Source organism: uncultured Apibacter sp. (assembly GCF_946479295.1).
In the GTDB taxonomy this organism is placed as follows: domain Bacteria; phylum Bacteroidota; class Bacteroidia; order Flavobacteriales; family Weeksellaceae; genus Apibacter.
The window spans coordinates 43,461-59,884 of record NZ_CAMLFD010000001.1; the positions used below are offsets into that span (position 1 = coordinate 43,461).

15 protein-coding genes and 5 tRNA genes are annotated in these 16,424 nt (G+C 32.0%); 17 read left to right on the forward strand and 3 right to left on the reverse strand.

Going from position 1 to position 16,424, the window contains the following annotated elements:
* Positions 1–357: 357 nt before the first annotated feature.
* Positions 358–1,761 carry a dihydrolipoyl dehydrogenase gene (gene lpdA / locus Q0T35_RS00225; RefSeq protein ID WP_293917679.1) on the reverse strand — a complete coding sequence of 468 codons (1,404 nt, stop codon included), beginning with the start codon at positions 1,759–1,761 and terminating at the stop codon, positions 358–360.
* Positions 1,762–1,876: 115 nt separating this feature from the next.
* Between lpdA and Q0T35_RS00230 the strand changes: the two genes are divergently transcribed.
* The gene (locus tag Q0T35_RS00230; RefSeq protein ID WP_293917678.1) at positions 1,877–3,532 is read left to right on the forward strand and encodes a hypothetical protein; all 1,656 of its coding nucleotides are present in this window, start codon (positions 1,877–1,879) and stop codon (positions 3,530–3,532) included.
* On the opposite strand, the gene Q0T35_RS00235 is transcribed toward Q0T35_RS00230, so the two are convergent.
* Both Q0T35_RS00235 and Q0T35_RS00240 read right to left on the reverse strand, forming a co-directional pair.
* Positions 3,533–4,087: a YcxB family protein gene (locus Q0T35_RS00235; RefSeq protein WP_293917677.1), complete on the reverse strand. Its 555-nt coding sequence runs from the start codon at positions 4,085–4,087 to the stop codon at positions 3,533–3,535. It abuts the gene before it with no gap.
* 192 nt (positions 4,088–4,279) lie between these two features.
* Complete coding sequence (locus tag Q0T35_RS00240) at positions 4,280–5,818, reverse strand: glycine--tRNA ligase (RefSeq protein WP_293917676.1); 1,539 nt, start codon at positions 5,816–5,818, stop codon at positions 4,280–4,282.
* 223 nt (positions 5,819–6,041) lie between these two features.
* Between Q0T35_RS00240 and rpsU the strand changes: the two genes are divergently transcribed.
* The 16 genes from rpsU to rpoB all read left to right on the forward strand — a co-directional run bounded on the left by rpsU (position 6,042) and on the right by rpoB (position 16,391).
* On the forward strand, positions 6,042–6,236 hold the full coding sequence (gene rpsU / locus Q0T35_RS00245; RefSeq protein WP_055425292.1) for a 30S ribosomal protein S21: 195 nt from the start codon (positions 6,042–6,044) through the stop codon (positions 6,234–6,236).
* A gap of 70 nt (positions 6,237–6,306) precedes the next feature.
* Positions 6,307–7,227 carry a tyrosine-type recombinase/integrase gene (locus Q0T35_RS00250; protein ID WP_293917672.1) on the forward strand — a complete coding sequence of 307 codons (921 nt, stop codon included), beginning with the start codon at positions 6,307–6,309 and terminating at the stop codon, positions 7,225–7,227.
* Entirely contained in the window at positions 7,217–7,507 is a 291-nt protein-coding gene (gene raiA, locus Q0T35_RS00255) for a ribosome-associated translation inhibitor RaiA (protein ID WP_295810211.1), read from the forward strand. Before Q0T35_RS00250 ends, raiA begins: the two co-directional genes overlap by 11 nt.
* A 130-nt stretch (positions 7,508–7,637) precedes the next feature.
* A tRNA-Thr gene (locus Q0T35_RS00260) sits at positions 7,638–7,711 on the forward strand.
* 10 nt (positions 7,712–7,721) lie between these two features.
* A tRNA-Tyr gene (locus Q0T35_RS00265) sits at positions 7,722–7,804 on the forward strand.
* An 81-nt stretch (positions 7,805–7,885) separates the two neighbouring features.
* Positions 7,886–7,958: transfer RNA gene (locus Q0T35_RS00270), tRNA-Gly, on the forward strand.
* A 13-nt stretch (positions 7,959–7,971) separates the two neighbouring features.
* Positions 7,972–8,043 (forward strand) — tRNA-Thr (locus tag Q0T35_RS00275).
* Between the two features lie 174 nt (positions 8,044–8,217).
* Entirely contained in the window at positions 8,218–9,405 is a 1,188-nt protein-coding gene (gene tuf / locus Q0T35_RS00280) for an elongation factor Tu (protein WP_295810214.1), read from the forward strand.
* Between the two features lie 50 nt (positions 9,406–9,455).
* Positions 9,456–9,528, forward strand: a tRNA-Trp gene (locus Q0T35_RS00285).
* 14 nt (positions 9,529–9,542) lie between these two features.
* The gene (secE, locus tag Q0T35_RS00290; protein WP_293917967.1) at positions 9,543–9,749 is read left to right on the forward strand and encodes a preprotein translocase subunit SecE; all 207 of its coding nucleotides are present in this window, start codon (positions 9,543–9,545) and stop codon (positions 9,747–9,749) included.
* Positions 9,750–9,763: 14 nt separating this feature from the next.
* On the forward strand, positions 9,764–10,309 hold the full coding sequence (nusG, locus tag Q0T35_RS00295; RefSeq protein ID WP_293917965.1) for a transcription termination/antitermination protein NusG: 546 nt from the start codon (positions 9,764–9,766) through the stop codon (positions 10,307–10,309).
* 46 nt (positions 10,310–10,355) lie between these two features.
* Positions 10,356–10,799 carry a 50S ribosomal protein L11 gene (gene rplK, locus Q0T35_RS00300; RefSeq protein WP_293917963.1) on the forward strand — a complete coding sequence of 148 codons (444 nt, stop codon included), beginning with the start codon at positions 10,356–10,358 and terminating at the stop codon, positions 10,797–10,799.
* Positions 10,800–10,810: 11 nt separating this feature from the next.
* Positions 10,811–11,503, forward strand: coding sequence for a 50S ribosomal protein L1 (gene rplA, locus Q0T35_RS00305; protein WP_293917961.1), 693 nt, complete (start codon positions 10,811–10,813; stop codon positions 11,501–11,503).
* 18 nt (positions 11,504–11,521) lie between these two features.
* The gene (rplJ, locus tag Q0T35_RS00310; RefSeq protein ID WP_295840382.1) at positions 11,522–12,046 is read left to right on the forward strand and encodes a 50S ribosomal protein L10; all 525 of its coding nucleotides are present in this window, start codon (positions 11,522–11,524) and stop codon (positions 12,044–12,046) included.
* A gap of 51 nt (positions 12,047–12,097) precedes the next feature.
* Positions 12,098–12,475 carry a 50S ribosomal protein L7/L12 gene (gene rplL, locus Q0T35_RS00315; protein ID WP_293917957.1) on the forward strand — a complete coding sequence of 126 codons (378 nt, stop codon included), beginning with the start codon at positions 12,098–12,100 and terminating at the stop codon, positions 12,473–12,475.
* Positions 12,476–12,566: 91 nt separating this feature from the next.
* Complete coding sequence (gene rpoB / locus Q0T35_RS00320) at positions 12,567–16,391, forward strand: DNA-directed RNA polymerase subunit beta (RefSeq protein WP_293917955.1); 3,825 nt, start codon at positions 12,567–12,569, stop codon at positions 16,389–16,391.
* The last annotated feature ends 33 nt before the right edge of the window (positions 16,392–16,424 follow it).

Consider the following 16,424-nt stretch of genomic DNA (forward strand, 5'->3'; position numbering starts at 1 on the left):
ATATATCATTAAGCATCACAAAAAACTCTATGAAAAATAGTTTCTATTTTAATATTTAAGTTCTTCCAAAGATAATTTAATATATATAAATTCTAAAATTTCCATTATCGATCAAAAAATTCCCACTTAGTTTCTTTAAACTTGATAAAAAATATTATTAAATCCTTATATTGAAACTAAAATATGAATAACAGTATCAGAAAAATTTAGAAACTTATTGATTTACTCAGTCATATTTTTATTATATAATTTCAAGTTCAAAAAGCATAAATTTAATTATTTGATTAAAAAATTTTGATTTGCTTTAATGAATACATCTAATATAAAATATAATTGAAGTACATTTTTCTTATACTTTTAAAAATGAATTGCTCTATTCTCGGTAGCAGCTAAAGCTGCTTCTTTTATAGCTTCCGCATAAGTAGGATGTGCATGGCTCATTCGTGCAATGTCTTCAGCAGAAGCCCGATATTCTAATAAAGTAACGGCATCTGCAATTAAGTCGGCTGCACGAGCCCCTATAATATGTATACCCAAAACCTCATCCGTTTCCTGATCAGCTAATATTTTCACAAAACCATCCGTATCTCCACTAGCTCGGGAACGTCCTAGGGCTCGCATCGGAAATTGTCCGATTTTATATTTATACCCCTCTTGCTGCAATTGCTCTTCGGTCTTCCCTACCCCTGATACTTCAGGCCAGGTATAGACTACATTAGGAATAAGTGCATAATCTATATGAGGTTTTTGCCCAGCTAATTGCTCTGCAACTAAAATTCCTTCTTCTTCAGCCTTATGCGCTAACATAGGCCCTCGTACCACATCTCCTATGGCATATATATTCTGAATATTGGTTTGTAATTGATTATTTACTTTTATCCTGCCTATCTCATCAATATCAATACCAACATTTTCAAGTCCTAAATTTTCTGTATAAGGTTTTCTACCTACTGCCACCAAACAATAATCTCCTTCAAATAGCATATCTTTTCCATTTTTATCTGAAGCCTTTACAATAACTTTATTAGCTTCTCTTATTATATTTTTCACCTCAGTAGATAAAGAAAATTTCACGCCTTTTTTCTTCATTACTTTTAATAACTCTTTAGATACCCCTCCATCCATAGTAGGTATCAATCTATCTGAATATTCAATAACCGTAACTTCCGAACCTAATCGTTTATATACCGATCCAAGTTCTAAGCCGATAACACCTCCGCCTATTACCAATAAGCGATTAGGAATTTCTTTAAGATTTAATGCTTCTGTTGAAGTAATAATTCGTTCTTTATCGATTTGGGTAAATGGAAGATTTATAGGCTTTGAACCAGTAGCTATAATGAAATATTTGGATTGAAGTATTTCTATATTTCCTTCTGCATTTTTTATTTCTAATTCCTTATAAGATTTGAAAGTACCGACTCCATGAAAAACAGTAATCTTATTTTTTTCCATTAAATAATTGATTCCTTTACTTGTTTGTTCCACTACTTCGCATTTACGTTGAACCATTCTACTAAAATTGATTTGAGGCTGAATAATTTCAATTCCTAAATCTTTAAAATTATACATTGCTTTTTCATAAAGTTCAGATGCATCTAATAGGGTTTTGGAAGGAATACATCCCACATGTAAACAAGTCCCACCAAGACTTGAATATTTTTCAACTAAAGCAACTTTAAATCCTAATTGAGTACAACGAATTGCAGCGACATAGCCTCCGGGGCCGGATCCAATTATTATGATATCGAAATTATTCATGATTTATTTATACATAATGGATTGAATTCAAATATAAAAAAAATACATCAGGACGGTTAAAAAAATTTATATAGATATTTTAGTATATTTACCTACAAGAACATATTCTAAATATATGCTTTATGAAATTTTATCTGTTTGGGGGATTTTTTTGTCCTCTATTGGCTGGGGAGCATGGCTAAAATATTTTCTTCACTTAAAAAATAACTCTTTAGCGATCACTTCTTTATTGGGATTTGCCTTACTTTTTGTATTATCTTTTTTGCTTTCTTTAGTGAGCCCTTTAGATGGAAAAATAGAAATTGTATGTATCGCCTTATCAAGCATACCTTATTTTCTTAAGCAATTTCATCTTTATAAATTATTAACTTCAAATCATGTCTTCAAATCATGTTGGTTTTGGTTATTCACAGCATTTATATTATTAGTAGGTTCTTATTATCCATTTAACTCTGATCATTTTGGATATTATATTCCTACTATAAATTGGCTTAATCAATACGGAACTGTATGCGGATTAGCTAATATTAACTGGGCATTGGGCCAGCTATCTTCATTTCATTTCATTCAAGCTTGCTTCGATTCAACCTTAGACATTTATATTCGGTTAAATGTATGTATTTCTGTCATTTTTCTGATTTATATTTTTGAAAGAAAAGCTTTTTTATTACTACTTTTCATTCCATTCTATTTTTTATACGTACAAAGTGCAACTCCGGATATAATTGTATTTTTTTTGTGCTTATTAATTACAAATGAATTATATAAAAATTCAGAAAAAACTAATTTTCAAACTCTACTAATACTATCTACTTTTGCATTTATCGTAAAACCAGTTGCATTTTGGATTCCTTTATGGGTTTTTATAGTAGGTCTGAGTAAGCACGGAAGAAAAATCTTACATTACAACTATTACCTCTTTCCAATTCTATTGGTAGTTTTATACTTGATTAAAAATTTCATTGTTTCCTCTACCCTATTATTTCCTGTAACATTTACAAAAATACCCACATACTGGCTAACAGATAGTAAAATTCTGGAAATTTCTAAGCAAGAAGCTGCTTATTATACTTTCGATCATTATTTTTCTGCTGAAAAAGCATATAACTTTTCAATTTATGAAAAAATCTATTATTGGTTTTCTCTAAGAGAGTTGCAAACTGTTGTTAATATCTTTATAAGTGTAGTAACTATTGTTTTTGGATTTTTTTCTATATATAAAAAGAAATTTATTTTCTTATCGTTGTGGAGTCTTATTCTACTTAAGTTTATAATAACCTTTTTATTTTCGGGACAATATAGATTTTTCTTAGACGGTATTTACCCTATGCTTTTTATTTTAATTTCACAAATACGTTTTGCTCGTTTGCCAACTCTGATTCTTATTACTTCTCTATATTTTTTGGCACTATTATGCATTAGCTATCCTTCTATATTAAAAAAAACATTGCCACAATTTAAACTATCTAATTACATTCATGGTTTTTCTAAAAAGGCTTTAATTAGACCTGAAAATTATGTAATAAAAAAATATTCAAAAGAAAAGCTCGGTACGCTCAACTTTAATGTTACCCAAAGCTACGGATATACTTTTGACATACCTGCACCGGCATTTACCTTATATATGTTAAAAACATATTGTGATCTATCAATATTTCCACAATTAAAAGATTCTTCGAATATAAAGAAAGGTATATATATGAAAAAACTCACAGATGTAGAAAAAGAAAAACTATTATTAATACTTAAAAAATTAGAAATTAAAAAGTAACTATCTCCATTTCCAATCTAACATTTTTTCAAACGGAATAGAATGATTTTCGGCTAAATCCATAATATTTTTAGCTAATATATCCTTAGCTTCTACTTGCGATTTTGGAATTATAATATTCCTTCCCCTATCTAATTTTATAAAATAATGAGAAGGTATTTCGTATATTATTTCTATTTCTGATATAGGAATTCCACCCTCGTTTTTTCCGTTTGAAAGGACAATATCAGTAGTTGAAAATTTCAACCCAATAGTCTCTAATTTTGTTTTATTAAAATTCCGATAAACAAAACGTTTATAATATCTTTTATAAATCCATCGAGAATAAATCGGATATATAAATATAAAGCCAACTCCAAATATCCCAAAATAGGCTGCTAAGGCATAGTTGCCTAAAAATAAAAAAATAATTGCAAGAACAAAGAAAGCCGAAGTCCATAAAAGTAAGCCCTTTTTCCTTTGTCCCTTAACTATTTGATTCATTGAAGCACCAAAGAGCTGATGAGTCAAATAATCTTCTGCTGATATTTTATAAGTAAAAGTATGCTCTTTCATATTTGTAAATTTATCCTATTTATTTAATTCAATATTTATTTATATTTCTATAAATATTTTTTACCATTTAAAATTAATATTCCTATCTACTCATAAATAAAAATTAATTTTATTTGACACGTAGATAGGAATTAATATCAATAAACTACTGTTCGTTAAAAATATAACATTTATATAGTATAAAGAATCTTTTTATATTTTTTTCAGTAAAGATTTAATATCTACATTCTCCCCTATTATTTCACGCAAAGAATCTACAGATACTCTTTCCTGTTTCATTGTATCTCTATTCCTTATAGTCACCGTATGATCTGAAAGTGTGTCATGATCTATAGTAACACAATAAGGAGTACCGATGGCATCTTGTCTGCGATAACGTTTACCAATAGCATCTTTATCCTCATACATCACATTAAAATCAAATTTCAAATCATTGAAAATCTTTTCTGCATACTCAGGTAGACCGTCTTTTTTAACCAATGGAAATATAGCAACTTTATTAGGAGCCAATGCAGGAGGTAAACTTAGTACTATCCTAGAAGTTCCGTCTTCAAGCTTTTCTTCTTTTAAACATTTAGACATAAGAGCCAAAAACATCCTATCTAGCCCTACAGAGGTTTCTACTACATAAGGAACATAACTCTCATTCTGTTCCGGATCAAAATACTGCAGTTTTTTACCGGAATATTTTTCATGAGCAGATAAATCAAAATTTGTTCTGGAATGAATACCTTCAAGTTCCTTAAAACCAAAAGGAAATTGAAATTCTATATCTGTCGCAGCATTCGCATAATGAGCTAATTTTTCATGATCGTGAAATCTATAATTTTCTTTTCCTAGACCTAATGCTAAATGCCAATTTAACCTTTTTTCCTTCCATTCTTTAAAATAAGAAAGCTCAGTGCCAGGAGGTACAAAAAATTGCATTTCCATTTGTTCAAATTCTCTCATTCTAAAAATAAATTGTCTTGCAACAATTTCATTCCTAAACGCTTTTCCAATCTGAGCAATCCCAAAAGGCAATTTTTTTCTTCCTGTCTTTTGAACATTCAAATAATTTACAAAAATACCCTGCGCTGTTTCAGGTCTTAAATATAAATCCGTAGCAGAATCGGATGTTGAACCTAATTTGGTCCCAAACATTAGATTAAACTGACGAACTTCGGTCCAATTTTTAGAACCTGTCTCCGGATCTGCAATTTCCAACTCTTCAATTAAAGCTTTAGTATCTGCTAAATTTGTTTCTAAAGATTTTGCCAATCTTTGTAATATATCTGCCTTTTGTTTTCTATATTCCAACACTTTCGGATTGGTACTTTCAAATTGCTTAAGATCAAAAGTTTCCCCAAATCTTTTTTTAGCCTTTTCGATTTCTTTCTTTGCTTTATCTTCAAATTTTTCTGCAAACTCTTCCACTAATACATCTGCACGAAATCTCTTTTTAGTATCTTTATTATCAATTAATGGATCATTAAAAGCATCTACATGCCCCGAAGCCTTCCAAATGGTAGGATGCATAAATATAGCAGAATCGATGCCTAGGATATTTTCATTCATCTGCACCATTGCTTTCCACCAATATTGCTTAATGTTATTTTTCAATTCGACACCATTTTGACCGTAATCGTAAATAGCTGATAATCCATCATATACTTCACTGGAAGGGAAAACAAACCCATATTCTTTTGCATGGGCAACTACCTTTTTTAAAACATCTTCTTGAGACTTCATATGTATTTTTGGTTAGATATTTATATTCAAAGTTCAAATTTACTATAAAAAATGAGATTTTTATAAATTACTAACCGATACTCCTATTTTAATAAAAATAATAAAATTTTACTTTTTCATTGAAATGAGATTTCTCATTTATAAAAAATAAATTTGCGTTTGCAAATTATCTTCATATATTTGCACTTCGAAAATAAATGAAGAACAAAAAAGAGATGTTATTATGTTAATCATTCCTGTAAAAGATGGAGAGTCTATTGATAAAGCTCTAAAAAAATATAAAAGAAAATACGACAAAACAGGTGTTGTTAAAGAATTAAGAAAAAGGCAACAGTTTATAAAACCTTCTGTTACTAAAAGACAACAGGTTATTAGAGCAGCTTACAAACAAAGATTGCAAAGTCAAGAAGAAGCATAAAAAACTTTTTCTACAAAATATTAGCCTATTTTTTAAAATTATTTTTAATTTTGAAAAGTAGGCTTTTTTTATGTTACAAAAATTTCTTGAATATCTTCATTTAGAGAAACAGTATTCTCCCTTAACCATACAAAGCTATGAAAGAGATCTGCTTGATCTTAAACAATTCTTTTCAGAAACAGAAAGTATTTCTGAAATTGATCAAGCTACCGCTAAACAATTAAGAAATTTCATCATACATTTATCTCATAAAAAATTATCCGAAAGGTCAATTAATAGAAAAATTTCATCCATAAGAAGCTTTTTTAAATTTTTACTTAAGATCGGTTATCTTGAAATAAATCCAACTCATTCTTTGCAAAACTTAAAACAAAAGAAAAAAGTTTTAGTTCCCTACACAGAAGAAGAAATCTATTCAGTAGAAAAATATATAAATACTAGTGAAGAAGAAAATAAGAATCAAGATCATTTTAAAACAATTAGAAATCATCTCATCTTTGAAATCTTTTACCAAACTGGCATCAGAAGGATGGAACTTTTGCAACTCAAAACCTCAAAAATAGATTTAACCAATAAATCTATAATTGTAACTGGAAAAAGAAACAAAGAAAGACTTATACCTATTACCCAAGACTTAACCGAAAAGATAAGGCAATTTATAGCCTATAAAAACAAGTTTGGTATACCTTATGAATATTTATTTACAAATGAAACCGGTAAAATTCTGAGTGAAAAGTATATATATAACCTTATACACAACTATCTAACTACCGCAACTACCAAACACAAAAAAAGTCCTCATATGCTACGCCATACCTTTGCAAGCCATCTATTGCACAATGGGGCAGAAATAAACTCAATTAAGGAAATATTGGGACATAGCAGTTTAGCAGCAACCCAAGTTTATACACACAACAATATAGAAGATTTAAAAAAAGTATTTAATCAGTCCCATCCATTTGGGCATAAAAATAAAAAAAATGAAAATTAATGTTCAAGCAGTAAACTTTAATGCACAAGATACTCTATTAGCTTTTTTAAATAAAAAAGTTCTAAAATTAGATCAATATTATGACAAAATCATTAATGCTAATATATTCTTGAAACTGGAAAATGTTGGAAATAAAGAAAATAAGACTACAGAAATTATATTAGAAGTTCCGGGAGATGAATTAGTAGCCAAAAAAACATCCAGCTCATTCGAAGAAAGCATTGATTTAGCTTGCGAAGCTGTTAAAAAGATGATACTCAAAAGGAAAGAAAAAATATAGAAAAAAAATAAGTATTTTTTTTTATAAAAATTTGGAAATAATAAAAAATTATCTACCTTTGCAATCCGTTAGACGAAGATATTGATCTTAGAAAAATAACGAAATATTTTCTTTGAAATAAAAATTTAATGCCGGTATAGCTCAGTTGGCCAGAGCACGTGATTTGTAATCTCGGGGTCGTGGGTTCGAATCCCTCTACCGGCTCGTTTTTGAAGGGGAGATACTCAAGCGGACAACGAGGACAGACTGTAAATCTGTTGGTTTTTACCTTCGGAGGTTCGAATCCTCCTCTCCCCACAAAAAAATGAAAAAAAAATTTTGTAGATCAAAAAAATATTCTACCTTTGCATCGAATTACAAAGGTAATCAAAAAAATAAGCGGAAGTAGCTCAGTTGGTAGAGCGTCAGCCTTCCAAGCTGAATGTCGCGAGTTCGACCCTCGTCTTCCGCTCAATTTTTTTTCAGCCGATGTAGCTCAGGGGTAGAGCGCTTCCTTGGTAAGGACGAGGTCACGGGTTCAATTCCCGTCATTGGCTCTCAAATACAAAACCCACAAAAATAATTATTAAAAAAGCCTAAACTTTCTTAAAGACATATATCATTAAACAATTGTTTATAAAAAAGTATTTATTTTTTATAAGCTATTGTTATTTAAAAAAAATTGAGTATATTTGCACTCATTTTTGGAAATATAAACAAACATATTTATCATGGCAAAAGAAACTTTTCAGCGTACCAAACCACATCTTAATATAGGTACAATCGGTCACGTAGACCACGGAAAAACGACTTTAACAGCTGCTATCACTAAAGTTTTAGCAGAAAAGGGATTAGCAGAAAAAAGAGATTTCTCTCAAATTGATGCTGCTCCAGAAGAAAAAGAAAGAGGGATTACAATCAACACTGCACACGTAGAATATGAAACTGAAAACCGTCACTATGCACACGTAGACTGTCCAGGACACGCTGACTATGTAAAAAACATGGTTACCGGTGCTGCACAAATGGACGGAGCTATTCTAGTGGTTGCTGCTACAGATGGCCCTATGCCTCAAACAAGAGAGCACATCTTATTATGTCGTCAGGTAAACGTGCCTAAAATCGTAGTATTCATGAATAAAGTGGATATGGTTGATGATCCCGAATTATTAGATTTAGTAGAAATGGAAGTAAGAGATTTATTATCTTCTTACGACTACGATGGAGATAACACTCCTGTAATTCAAGGTTCTGCTTTAGGTGCACTTAACGGAGATCCAAAATGGGTTGCTACTGTTGACGAATTAATGGCTGCTGTAGATAGCTGGATTGATTTACCGGTTCGTGATCAAGATAAACCTTTTTTAATGCCAATCGAAGACGTTTTCTCTATTACAGGTCGTGGAACTGTAGCTACAGGACGTATTGAAGCAGGAGTTATAAACTCTGGTGAGGCCGTAGATATTGTTGGTATGGGAGATGAAAAATTAACATCTACTGTAACAGGAGTTGAAATGTTTAGAAAAATATTAGATAGAGGAGAAGCTGGAGATAATGTAGGGTTATTGTTAAGAGGTATTGAAAAAACTGATATCCGTCGTGGTATGGTTATCGCTAAACCAGGATCAATTACTCCTCATAAAAAATTCAAAGCTGAGGTTTATATCTTAACTAAAGAAGAAGGTGGACGTCATACTCCATTCCATAATAACTACCGTCCTCAGTTCTATGTTAGAACAACTGACGTAACTGGTACTATTACTTTACCAGAAGGAACTGAAATGGTAATGCCTGGTGATAACTTAACTATTACAGTTGAATTACATCAACCAATCGCACTTAATAACGGTTTAAGATTCGCTATCCGTGAAGGAGGTAGAACTGTAGGTGCAGGTCAGGTAACTGAGATTTTAGATTAATTAAATTAAAATCATAATAAAAGAAAGAACTTAAAGTTCTTTCTTTTTAAGCGGGTGTAGCTCAGCTGGTAGAGCAGTGGTCTCCAAAACCAAAGGTCGTGAGTTCGAATCTTTCCGCCCGCGCAAAATAATAATAAATGAACGGACTCATTAAGTACTTAAAAGGTGCAATAGAAGAATTCAAAGATCACGTTGAGTGGCCTAAATGGTCCGATTTGCAATCCTCAACAACAGTTGTAGCAATTACGTCGATCATTTTGGCTATATTTTGTTTTGGCGTAGATTGGACTTTTGCTAAAGCACTTCAAAATATTTACTCTATTTTAGTAGGATTAAAATCTTAATAAATTTGGACGTGATGGATGATATGAAATGGTATGTACTGAAAACGATCAGTGGACAAGAATCTAAGGTGAAAATGTATATCGAAAATGAAGTTTTAAGATATGAACATCTTAAAAAGAATCTTGGTCAAGTAGTCGTACCAATGGAAAAAGTAGTACAAATTAGAAACGGTAAAAAAATTCGTAAAGAAAAAGTTTATTATCCCGGTTATGTTATGGTTGAAGCTAATTTGATTGGTGAGTTACCACATACCATTAAAAATATACCTGGAGTAATTAGTTTTTTAAGTGCTACTAAAGGAGGAGATCCGCTTCCAATGAGACGAAGTGAAGTGAGTAGAATGTTCGGTAAAATGGATGAATTATCTGAATCTGAAGATACCGTTAACATTCCTTTCGTATTTGGTGAAACCGTGAAAGTAATCGATGGTCCATTTAATGGTTTTAATGGAACGATTGAAAAAATTAATGAGGAAAAAAGAAAATTAGATGTCATGGTGTTGATTTTTGGAAGAAAAACACCTATTGAGCTAAGTTTCTCTCAAGTTGAAAAGATATAGGCTGCTTCCACAGATATAAATAAAACATTTTTAAGTAAAAATTAAAATGGCAAAAAAAATTTTTAAAATGGTAAAACTCCAGGTGAAAGGAGGACAAGCAAACCCTTCACCTCCTGTAGGACCTGCTTTAGGTGCTGCCGGGGTTAACATCATGGAGTTTTGTAAACAATTTAATGCCCGTACACAAGATAAGCAAGGACAGGTATTACCGGTTATCATTACTGTATATGAGGATAAATCATTTGACTTTGTTGTTAAAACTCCTCCGGTAACCGTACAACTTTTAGCAGCTTCTAAAGCTAAAAAAGGTTCCGGTGAACCAAACAGAGATAAGGTAGCATCCGTTTCTTGGAGTCAAGTGCAACAAATCGCGGAAGACAAAATGGTAGATTTAAATTGCTTTACAATTGAATCTGCGGTTAGTATGGTTGCAGGTACTGCAAGATCTATGGGTATTAAAGTAACTGGGCAAAATCCCTTTAATAATTAATTGTAGGAATCATGGCAGTTTTAACGAAAAAACAAAAAGCAGTTGTTGCTAAAGTAGATAAATCAAAGCTTTATACATTAGAAGAGGCTTCAAGCTTAGTTAAAGAAGTTAACTATACCAAATTTGATGCATCTGTTGATATAGCCGTTCGTTTAGGAGTTGATCCTCGTAAAGCCAATCAGATGGTACGAGGTGTAGTATCCTTACCTCACGGTACAGGTAAAGAAACTCGTGTTTTAGCTTTAGTTACTCCGGATAAGGAAGAAGAAGCTAAAAACGCAGGTGCAGATTATGTAGGATTAGATGAGTATCTACAAAAAATAAAAGAAGGATGGACTGATGTTGATGTAATCGTAACACAACCTCAAGTTATGGGAAAATTAGGTCCTTTAGGAAGAGTATTAGGTCCACGCGGTTTAATGCCGAACCCTAAAACCGGAACTGTTACTACTGAGATAGGAAAAGCCATTTCAGAAGTAAAAGCAGGTAAAATAGATTTTAAAGTTGATAAATATGGAATTGTACATGCTGCAATAGGCAAAGTATCATTCGATGCTAAAAATATTCAGGAAAATGCACAAGAAATCATTTCAACTTTAATAAAATTAAAACCTCAGGCAGCTAAAGGTGTATATGTTAAAAGCATTTACCTTTCTTCTACCATGAGTCCGGGTATTGCTATTGATCCAAAAGGTATAAACTAATTTTAATTTTACCAAACCATGACAAAACAAGAAAAAATAGAGGTAATTAAAGAATTACAGGAAGTACTTGAAAGTACAAATGTATTATATATAGCTGATACTGATGGATTAAATGCTCAACAAACTTCAGAATTAAGAAGAGCTTGTTTCAAAGGTGAAATTTCAATGAAAGTTGTTAAAAACACCCTTCTTAAAAAAGCAATGGAAAATGTTGAAGATAAAGATTTTTCAGGTGTTTTTGAAAGTTTAAAAGGAAATTCTACTATTTTCACTTCAGAAAGAGGAAATGCTCCGGCTAAATTAATACAAAATTTCAGAAAGAAAACTGAAAAGCCTTTATTAAAAGCTGCTTGGATAGATTCTGCAGTATTTGTAGGAGATGCACAATTAGATACATTGGCAAATCTCAAATCTAGAGAAGAGCTTATTGGAGAAATTATTGGATTACTTCAATCTCCAATTAAAAATGTTGTTTCTGCTCTTAAATCAAGTGGAAATACCATTGCCGGTTTAGTTAAAACCTTATCTGAAAAAGAAGAATAATTTCACACTCATAATAAATAGTTGTTAAACAAAAATTAAAACAAAATTAAAATGGCAGATTTAAAACAATTAGCTGAAACTCTAGTAAATTTAACAGTAAAAGAAGTTAATGAATTAGCTGAAATATTAAAAGAAGAATACGGTATTGAACCTGCTGCTGCTGCTGTAGCTATGGCTGCTCCAGTTGCTGGTGCAGAGGCAGGAGCTGCTGAAGAAAAAACTGAATTTGATGTTATTCTTAAAGCTGCAGGTGCTAATAAATTAGCTGTTGTTAAATTAGTTAAAGACCTTACAGGTAAAGGTCTAAAAGAAGCTAAAGATGCTGTAGATGGAGCTCCTACTCCAATTAAAGAAGGAGTAGCTAAAGACGAAGCAGAAAGTCTTAAGAAACAGCTTGAAGAAGCTGGAGCTGAAGTTGAATTGAAATAATTCATTCTACCTAAAAATAAAGGTTTAGGCCTCCAATTTGACATTGGTAAGGTCTAAGCCTATTTGTGTTTTAAAGATTTTAATATATCATATGAGTAAATCATTGGCGTCAAAAACTCAAAACCCAAAGAGATTTAGTTTCTCTCACTCTAAAGGACAAATTGAATTTCCTGATTTCCTAGACATACAGGTTAAATCATTTCAGGATTTTTTTCAATTAGAAACTCGTCCTGATCAAAGAAAAAACGAAGGACTTTTTAAAACGTTTACTGAAAATTTTCCTATTTCAGATACAAGGAATCAGTTCGTTTTAGAATTTTTAGATTATTTTGTTGATCCTCCAAAATATTCTATTGATGAATGTATTGAAAGAGGATTAACTTATAGTGTACCACTTAAAGCACGTCTCAAATTATATTGTACAGACCCAGAACATGAAGATTTTGAAACTGTAGTTCAAGATGTATACTTAGGGCCTATTCCTTATATGACACCAAGCGGTTCGTTTATCATAAACGGTGCTGAAAGAGTTATGGTATCCCAATTACATCGTTCACCTGGTGTATTTTTTGGACAATCCTATCATGCCAACGGTGCAAAATTATACTCATCTAGAATTATACCATTTAAAGGATCTTGGATGGAATTTGCCACCGATATCAACGGTGTGATGTATGCTTATATTGACAGAAAGAAAAAACTTCCGATGACAACCTTGCTTCGTGCAATTGGTTATCAAAGTGATAAAGATATATTAGAAATATTCGATCTTGCAGAAGAGGTAAAAGTAAACAAATCCAACCTAAAAAAAATGTTAGGAAGAACTTTAGCTGCAAGAGTTTTAAATACTTGGTTTGAAGATTTTGTTGATGAAGATACCGGTGAAGTTGTTTCTATAGAAAGAAATGAAATTATACTTGACCGCGAAACTATTTTAGAAAAGGAACATCTTGATTTGATCATAGATTCCGGAATTAAAACCATTTTAGTTCATAAAGAGAACAGCAACGAATTTTCTATCATTCATAATACTTTACAAAAAGATTCAACTAATTCCGAAAAAGAGGCTGTAGAGTATATCTACCGTCAATTGCGTAATGCAGAACCACCTGATGAAGAAACTGCAAGAGGTATCATTGATAAATTATTTTTCTCTGATGCTCGATACTCATTGGGAGAAGTGGGGCGTTACAGAATTAATAAAAAATTGAATTTAAATATCTCTGAAGATATTCAAGTTTTAACAAAAGACGATATTATTGCTATTGTTAAGTATTTAATTGAATTGATAAATTCAAAAGCTGAAGTTGATGACATCGACCACCTTTCCAATAGACGTGTTAAAACCGTAGGAGAACAATTAGCCGGACAATTTGGGGTTGGGCTAGCTCGTATGGCACGTACTATTAAAGAAAGAATGAATGTTCGTGACAATGAAGTTTTTACCCCTATCGACCTTATCAATGCAAAAACTTTAACCTCAGTTATAAATTCTTTCTTTGGAACAAATCAATTATCTCAATTTATGGATCAAACAAATCCATTATCTGAGGTTACACATAAAAGACGTATGTCTGCCTTAGGACCCGGAGGTCTATCAAGAGAAAGAGCCGGATTCGAAGTACGAGACGTACACTATACTCACTATGGTAGAATTTGTCCTATTGAAACACCAGAAGGACCAAATATCGGTTTGATATCTTCTTTAGGTTGTTATGCAAGAATTAATGACTTAGGATTTATGGAAACTCCATATAGAAAAGTTATTAACGGTAAAGTAGACTTGGAATCCGAACCAGAATATTTAACTGCAGAAGAAGAAGAAGGAAAAATTATTGCTCAAGCAAACATTAATATGGATAGTGAAGGAAAAATTCTTGATGAAAGAATTGTAGCTAGAGAAGAAGCTGACTATCCAGTTGTTGAGCCAGATAAAGTAGATTTGATGGATGTTGCACCTAATCAAATTACTGGTATTTCCGCTTCATTAATTCCTTTCCTTGAACACGACGATGCTAACCGTGCATTGATGGGATCTAACATGATGCGTCAAGCGGTACCTTTATTAAAACCTCAAGCTCCAATTGTAGGAACAGGTTTAGAATTCCAGGTTGCAAAAGATTCACGTATCTTGATTAATGCTGAAGGTGAAGGAATTGTTGAATATGTTGATGCTAATATTATCACCATAAAATATGACAGAACTGAAGAAGAAGAATTAGTTAGCTTTGATTCTGCAAGTAAAACTTATAAATTAACTAAATTTAGAAAAACAAATCAAAGTACATCTATTACGCTTAAGCCAATCGTTAAAGCTGGGGATAGAGTATCTAAAGGTCAGGTCTTAACAGAAGGTTATGCAACTGAAGATGGAGAGCTTGCATTAGGTAGAAACTTATTAGTAGCTTTCATGCCTTGGAAAGGATATAACTTTGAGGACGCAATTGTTATTAATCAAAGAGCAGTAAGTGAGGACTGGTTTACTTCAATTCACGTTGACGAGTATTCTCTAGAAGTTAGAGATACAAAATTAGGTATGGAAGAACTTACACCAGATATTCCGAATGTAAGTGAAGAAGCCACTAAAGATCTTGATGAGAACGGAATGATTCGCATTGGAGCAGAAGTTAAACCGGGAGATATTTTAGTAGGTAAAATTACGCCAAAAGGAGAATCAGACCCAACTTCAGAGGAGAAATTACTTCGCGCCATATTCGGAGATAAAGCCGGAGATGTTAAAGATGCATCGTTAAAAGCTGAACCTTCCTTAAAAGGTGTAGTAATTAATAAGAAACTATTTACCCGTAACATTAAGGATAAACGTAAACGAGGCGATGAAAAATTAAAAATTGAGCAATTAGAAGCTGAATTTAAGGTTAAACTTAATGATTTAAAAAATCAATTATTAGAGAAATTATATGTCCTTTTAAATGGAAAAACTTCTCAAGGAATTTATAATGATTTAAATGAAGAAGTAATACCAAAAGGAGTTAAATTTACTCAAAAGCTTTTATCAAGCATTGATGACTACTTTAACTTAGCTGGAGAAAATTGGACATTAGATGATAATAAAAACAATTCTATTAAGGAATTGCTTCATAATTATAAAATAAAACATAACGATCTACTAGGTTCACTAAATCGCGAAAGACATACTATTTCTGTTGGAGACGAATTACCGGCAGGTATTGTAAAACTTGCTAAAGTTTATATCGCAAAAAAACGTAAATTAAATGTAGGTGATAAAATGGCGGGTCGTCACGGTAATAAAGGTATTGTTGCAAGAATTGTGCGTGATGAAGATATGCCATTCCTAGAAGATGGAACACCGGTTGATATTGTACTTAATCCACTAGGAGTACCTTCCCGTATGAACATAGGTCAGATATATGAAACTATTTTAGGTTGGTGCGGAAAAAAACTGGGTAAAAAATTTGCAACTCCTATCTTTGATGGAGCAACTTCTGAGCAAATCGACGAACTCACTAAAGAAGCCGGCGTACCTCAATGGGGTACTACATATTTATACGACGGAGGAACAGGAGAACGTTTTGAACAAAAAGCTACCGTTGGAGTTATCTATATGTTGAAACTTGGACATATGGTTGATGACAAAATGCACGCACGTTCAATCGGACCTTATTCATTAATTACTCAGCAACCGTTAGGAGGTAAAGCACAATTTGGAGGCCAAAGATTTGGAGAGATGGAGGTTTGGGCCTTAGAAGCTTTTGGAGCCTCAAACATCTTAAGAGAAATTATAACCATTAAATCTGATGACGTGATTGGTAGAGCTAAGGCTTATGAATCAATTGTTAAAGGTGAACCAATGCCTGAACCAGGTATACCTGAATCATTTAATGTATTTCTACATGAATTACAAGGTTTAGGATTGGATGTAAGATTAGAAGATTAGTTATTTCATTCTTTTTAATCTTAATAAATTTAA

Coding starts and splice junctions, on each gene's coding strand:
- lpdA (WP_293917679.1), bottom strand. CDS start 1,761: ATGAATAATTTCGATATCATAATAATTGGATCCGGCCCCGGAGGCTAT.
- Q0T35_RS00230 (WP_293917678.1), top strand. CDS start 1,877: ATGCTTTATGAAATTTTATCTGTTTGGGGGATTTTTTTGTCCTCTATT.
- Q0T35_RS00235 (WP_293917677.1), bottom strand. CDS start 4,087: ATGAAAGAGCATACTTTTACTTATAAAATATCAGCAGAAGATTATTTG.
- Q0T35_RS00240 (WP_293917676.1), bottom strand. CDS start 5,818: ATGAAGTCTCAAGAAGATGTTTTAAAAAAGGTAGTTGCCCATGCAAAA.
- rpsU (WP_055425292.1), top strand. CDS start 6,042: ATGTTAATCATTCCTGTAAAAGATGGAGAGTCTATTGATAAAGCTCTA.
- Q0T35_RS00250 (WP_293917672.1), top strand. CDS start 6,307: ATGTTACAAAAATTTCTTGAATATCTTCATTTAGAGAAACAGTATTCT.
- raiA (WP_295810211.1), top strand. CDS start 7,217: ATGAAAATTAATGTTCAAGCAGTAAACTTTAATGCACAAGATACTCTA.
- tuf (WP_295810214.1), top strand. CDS start 8,218: ATGGCAAAAGAAACTTTTCAGCGTACCAAACCACATCTTAATATAGGT.
- secE (WP_293917967.1), top strand. CDS start 9,543: ATGAACGGACTCATTAAGTACTTAAAAGGTGCAATAGAAGAATTCAAA.
- nusG (WP_293917965.1), top strand. CDS start 9,764: ATGGATGATATGAAATGGTATGTACTGAAAACGATCAGTGGACAAGAA.
- rplK (WP_293917963.1), top strand. CDS start 10,356: ATGGCAAAAAAAATTTTTAAAATGGTAAAACTCCAGGTGAAAGGAGGA.
- rplA (WP_293917961.1), top strand. CDS start 10,811: ATGGCAGTTTTAACGAAAAAACAAAAAGCAGTTGTTGCTAAAGTAGAT.
- rplJ (WP_295840382.1), top strand. CDS start 11,522: ATGACAAAACAAGAAAAAATAGAGGTAATTAAAGAATTACAGGAAGTA.
- rplL (WP_293917957.1), top strand. CDS start 12,098: ATGGCAGATTTAAAACAATTAGCTGAAACTCTAGTAAATTTAACAGTA.
- rpoB (WP_293917955.1), top strand. CDS start 12,567: ATGAGTAAATCATTGGCGTCAAAAACTCAAAACCCAAAGAGATTTAGT.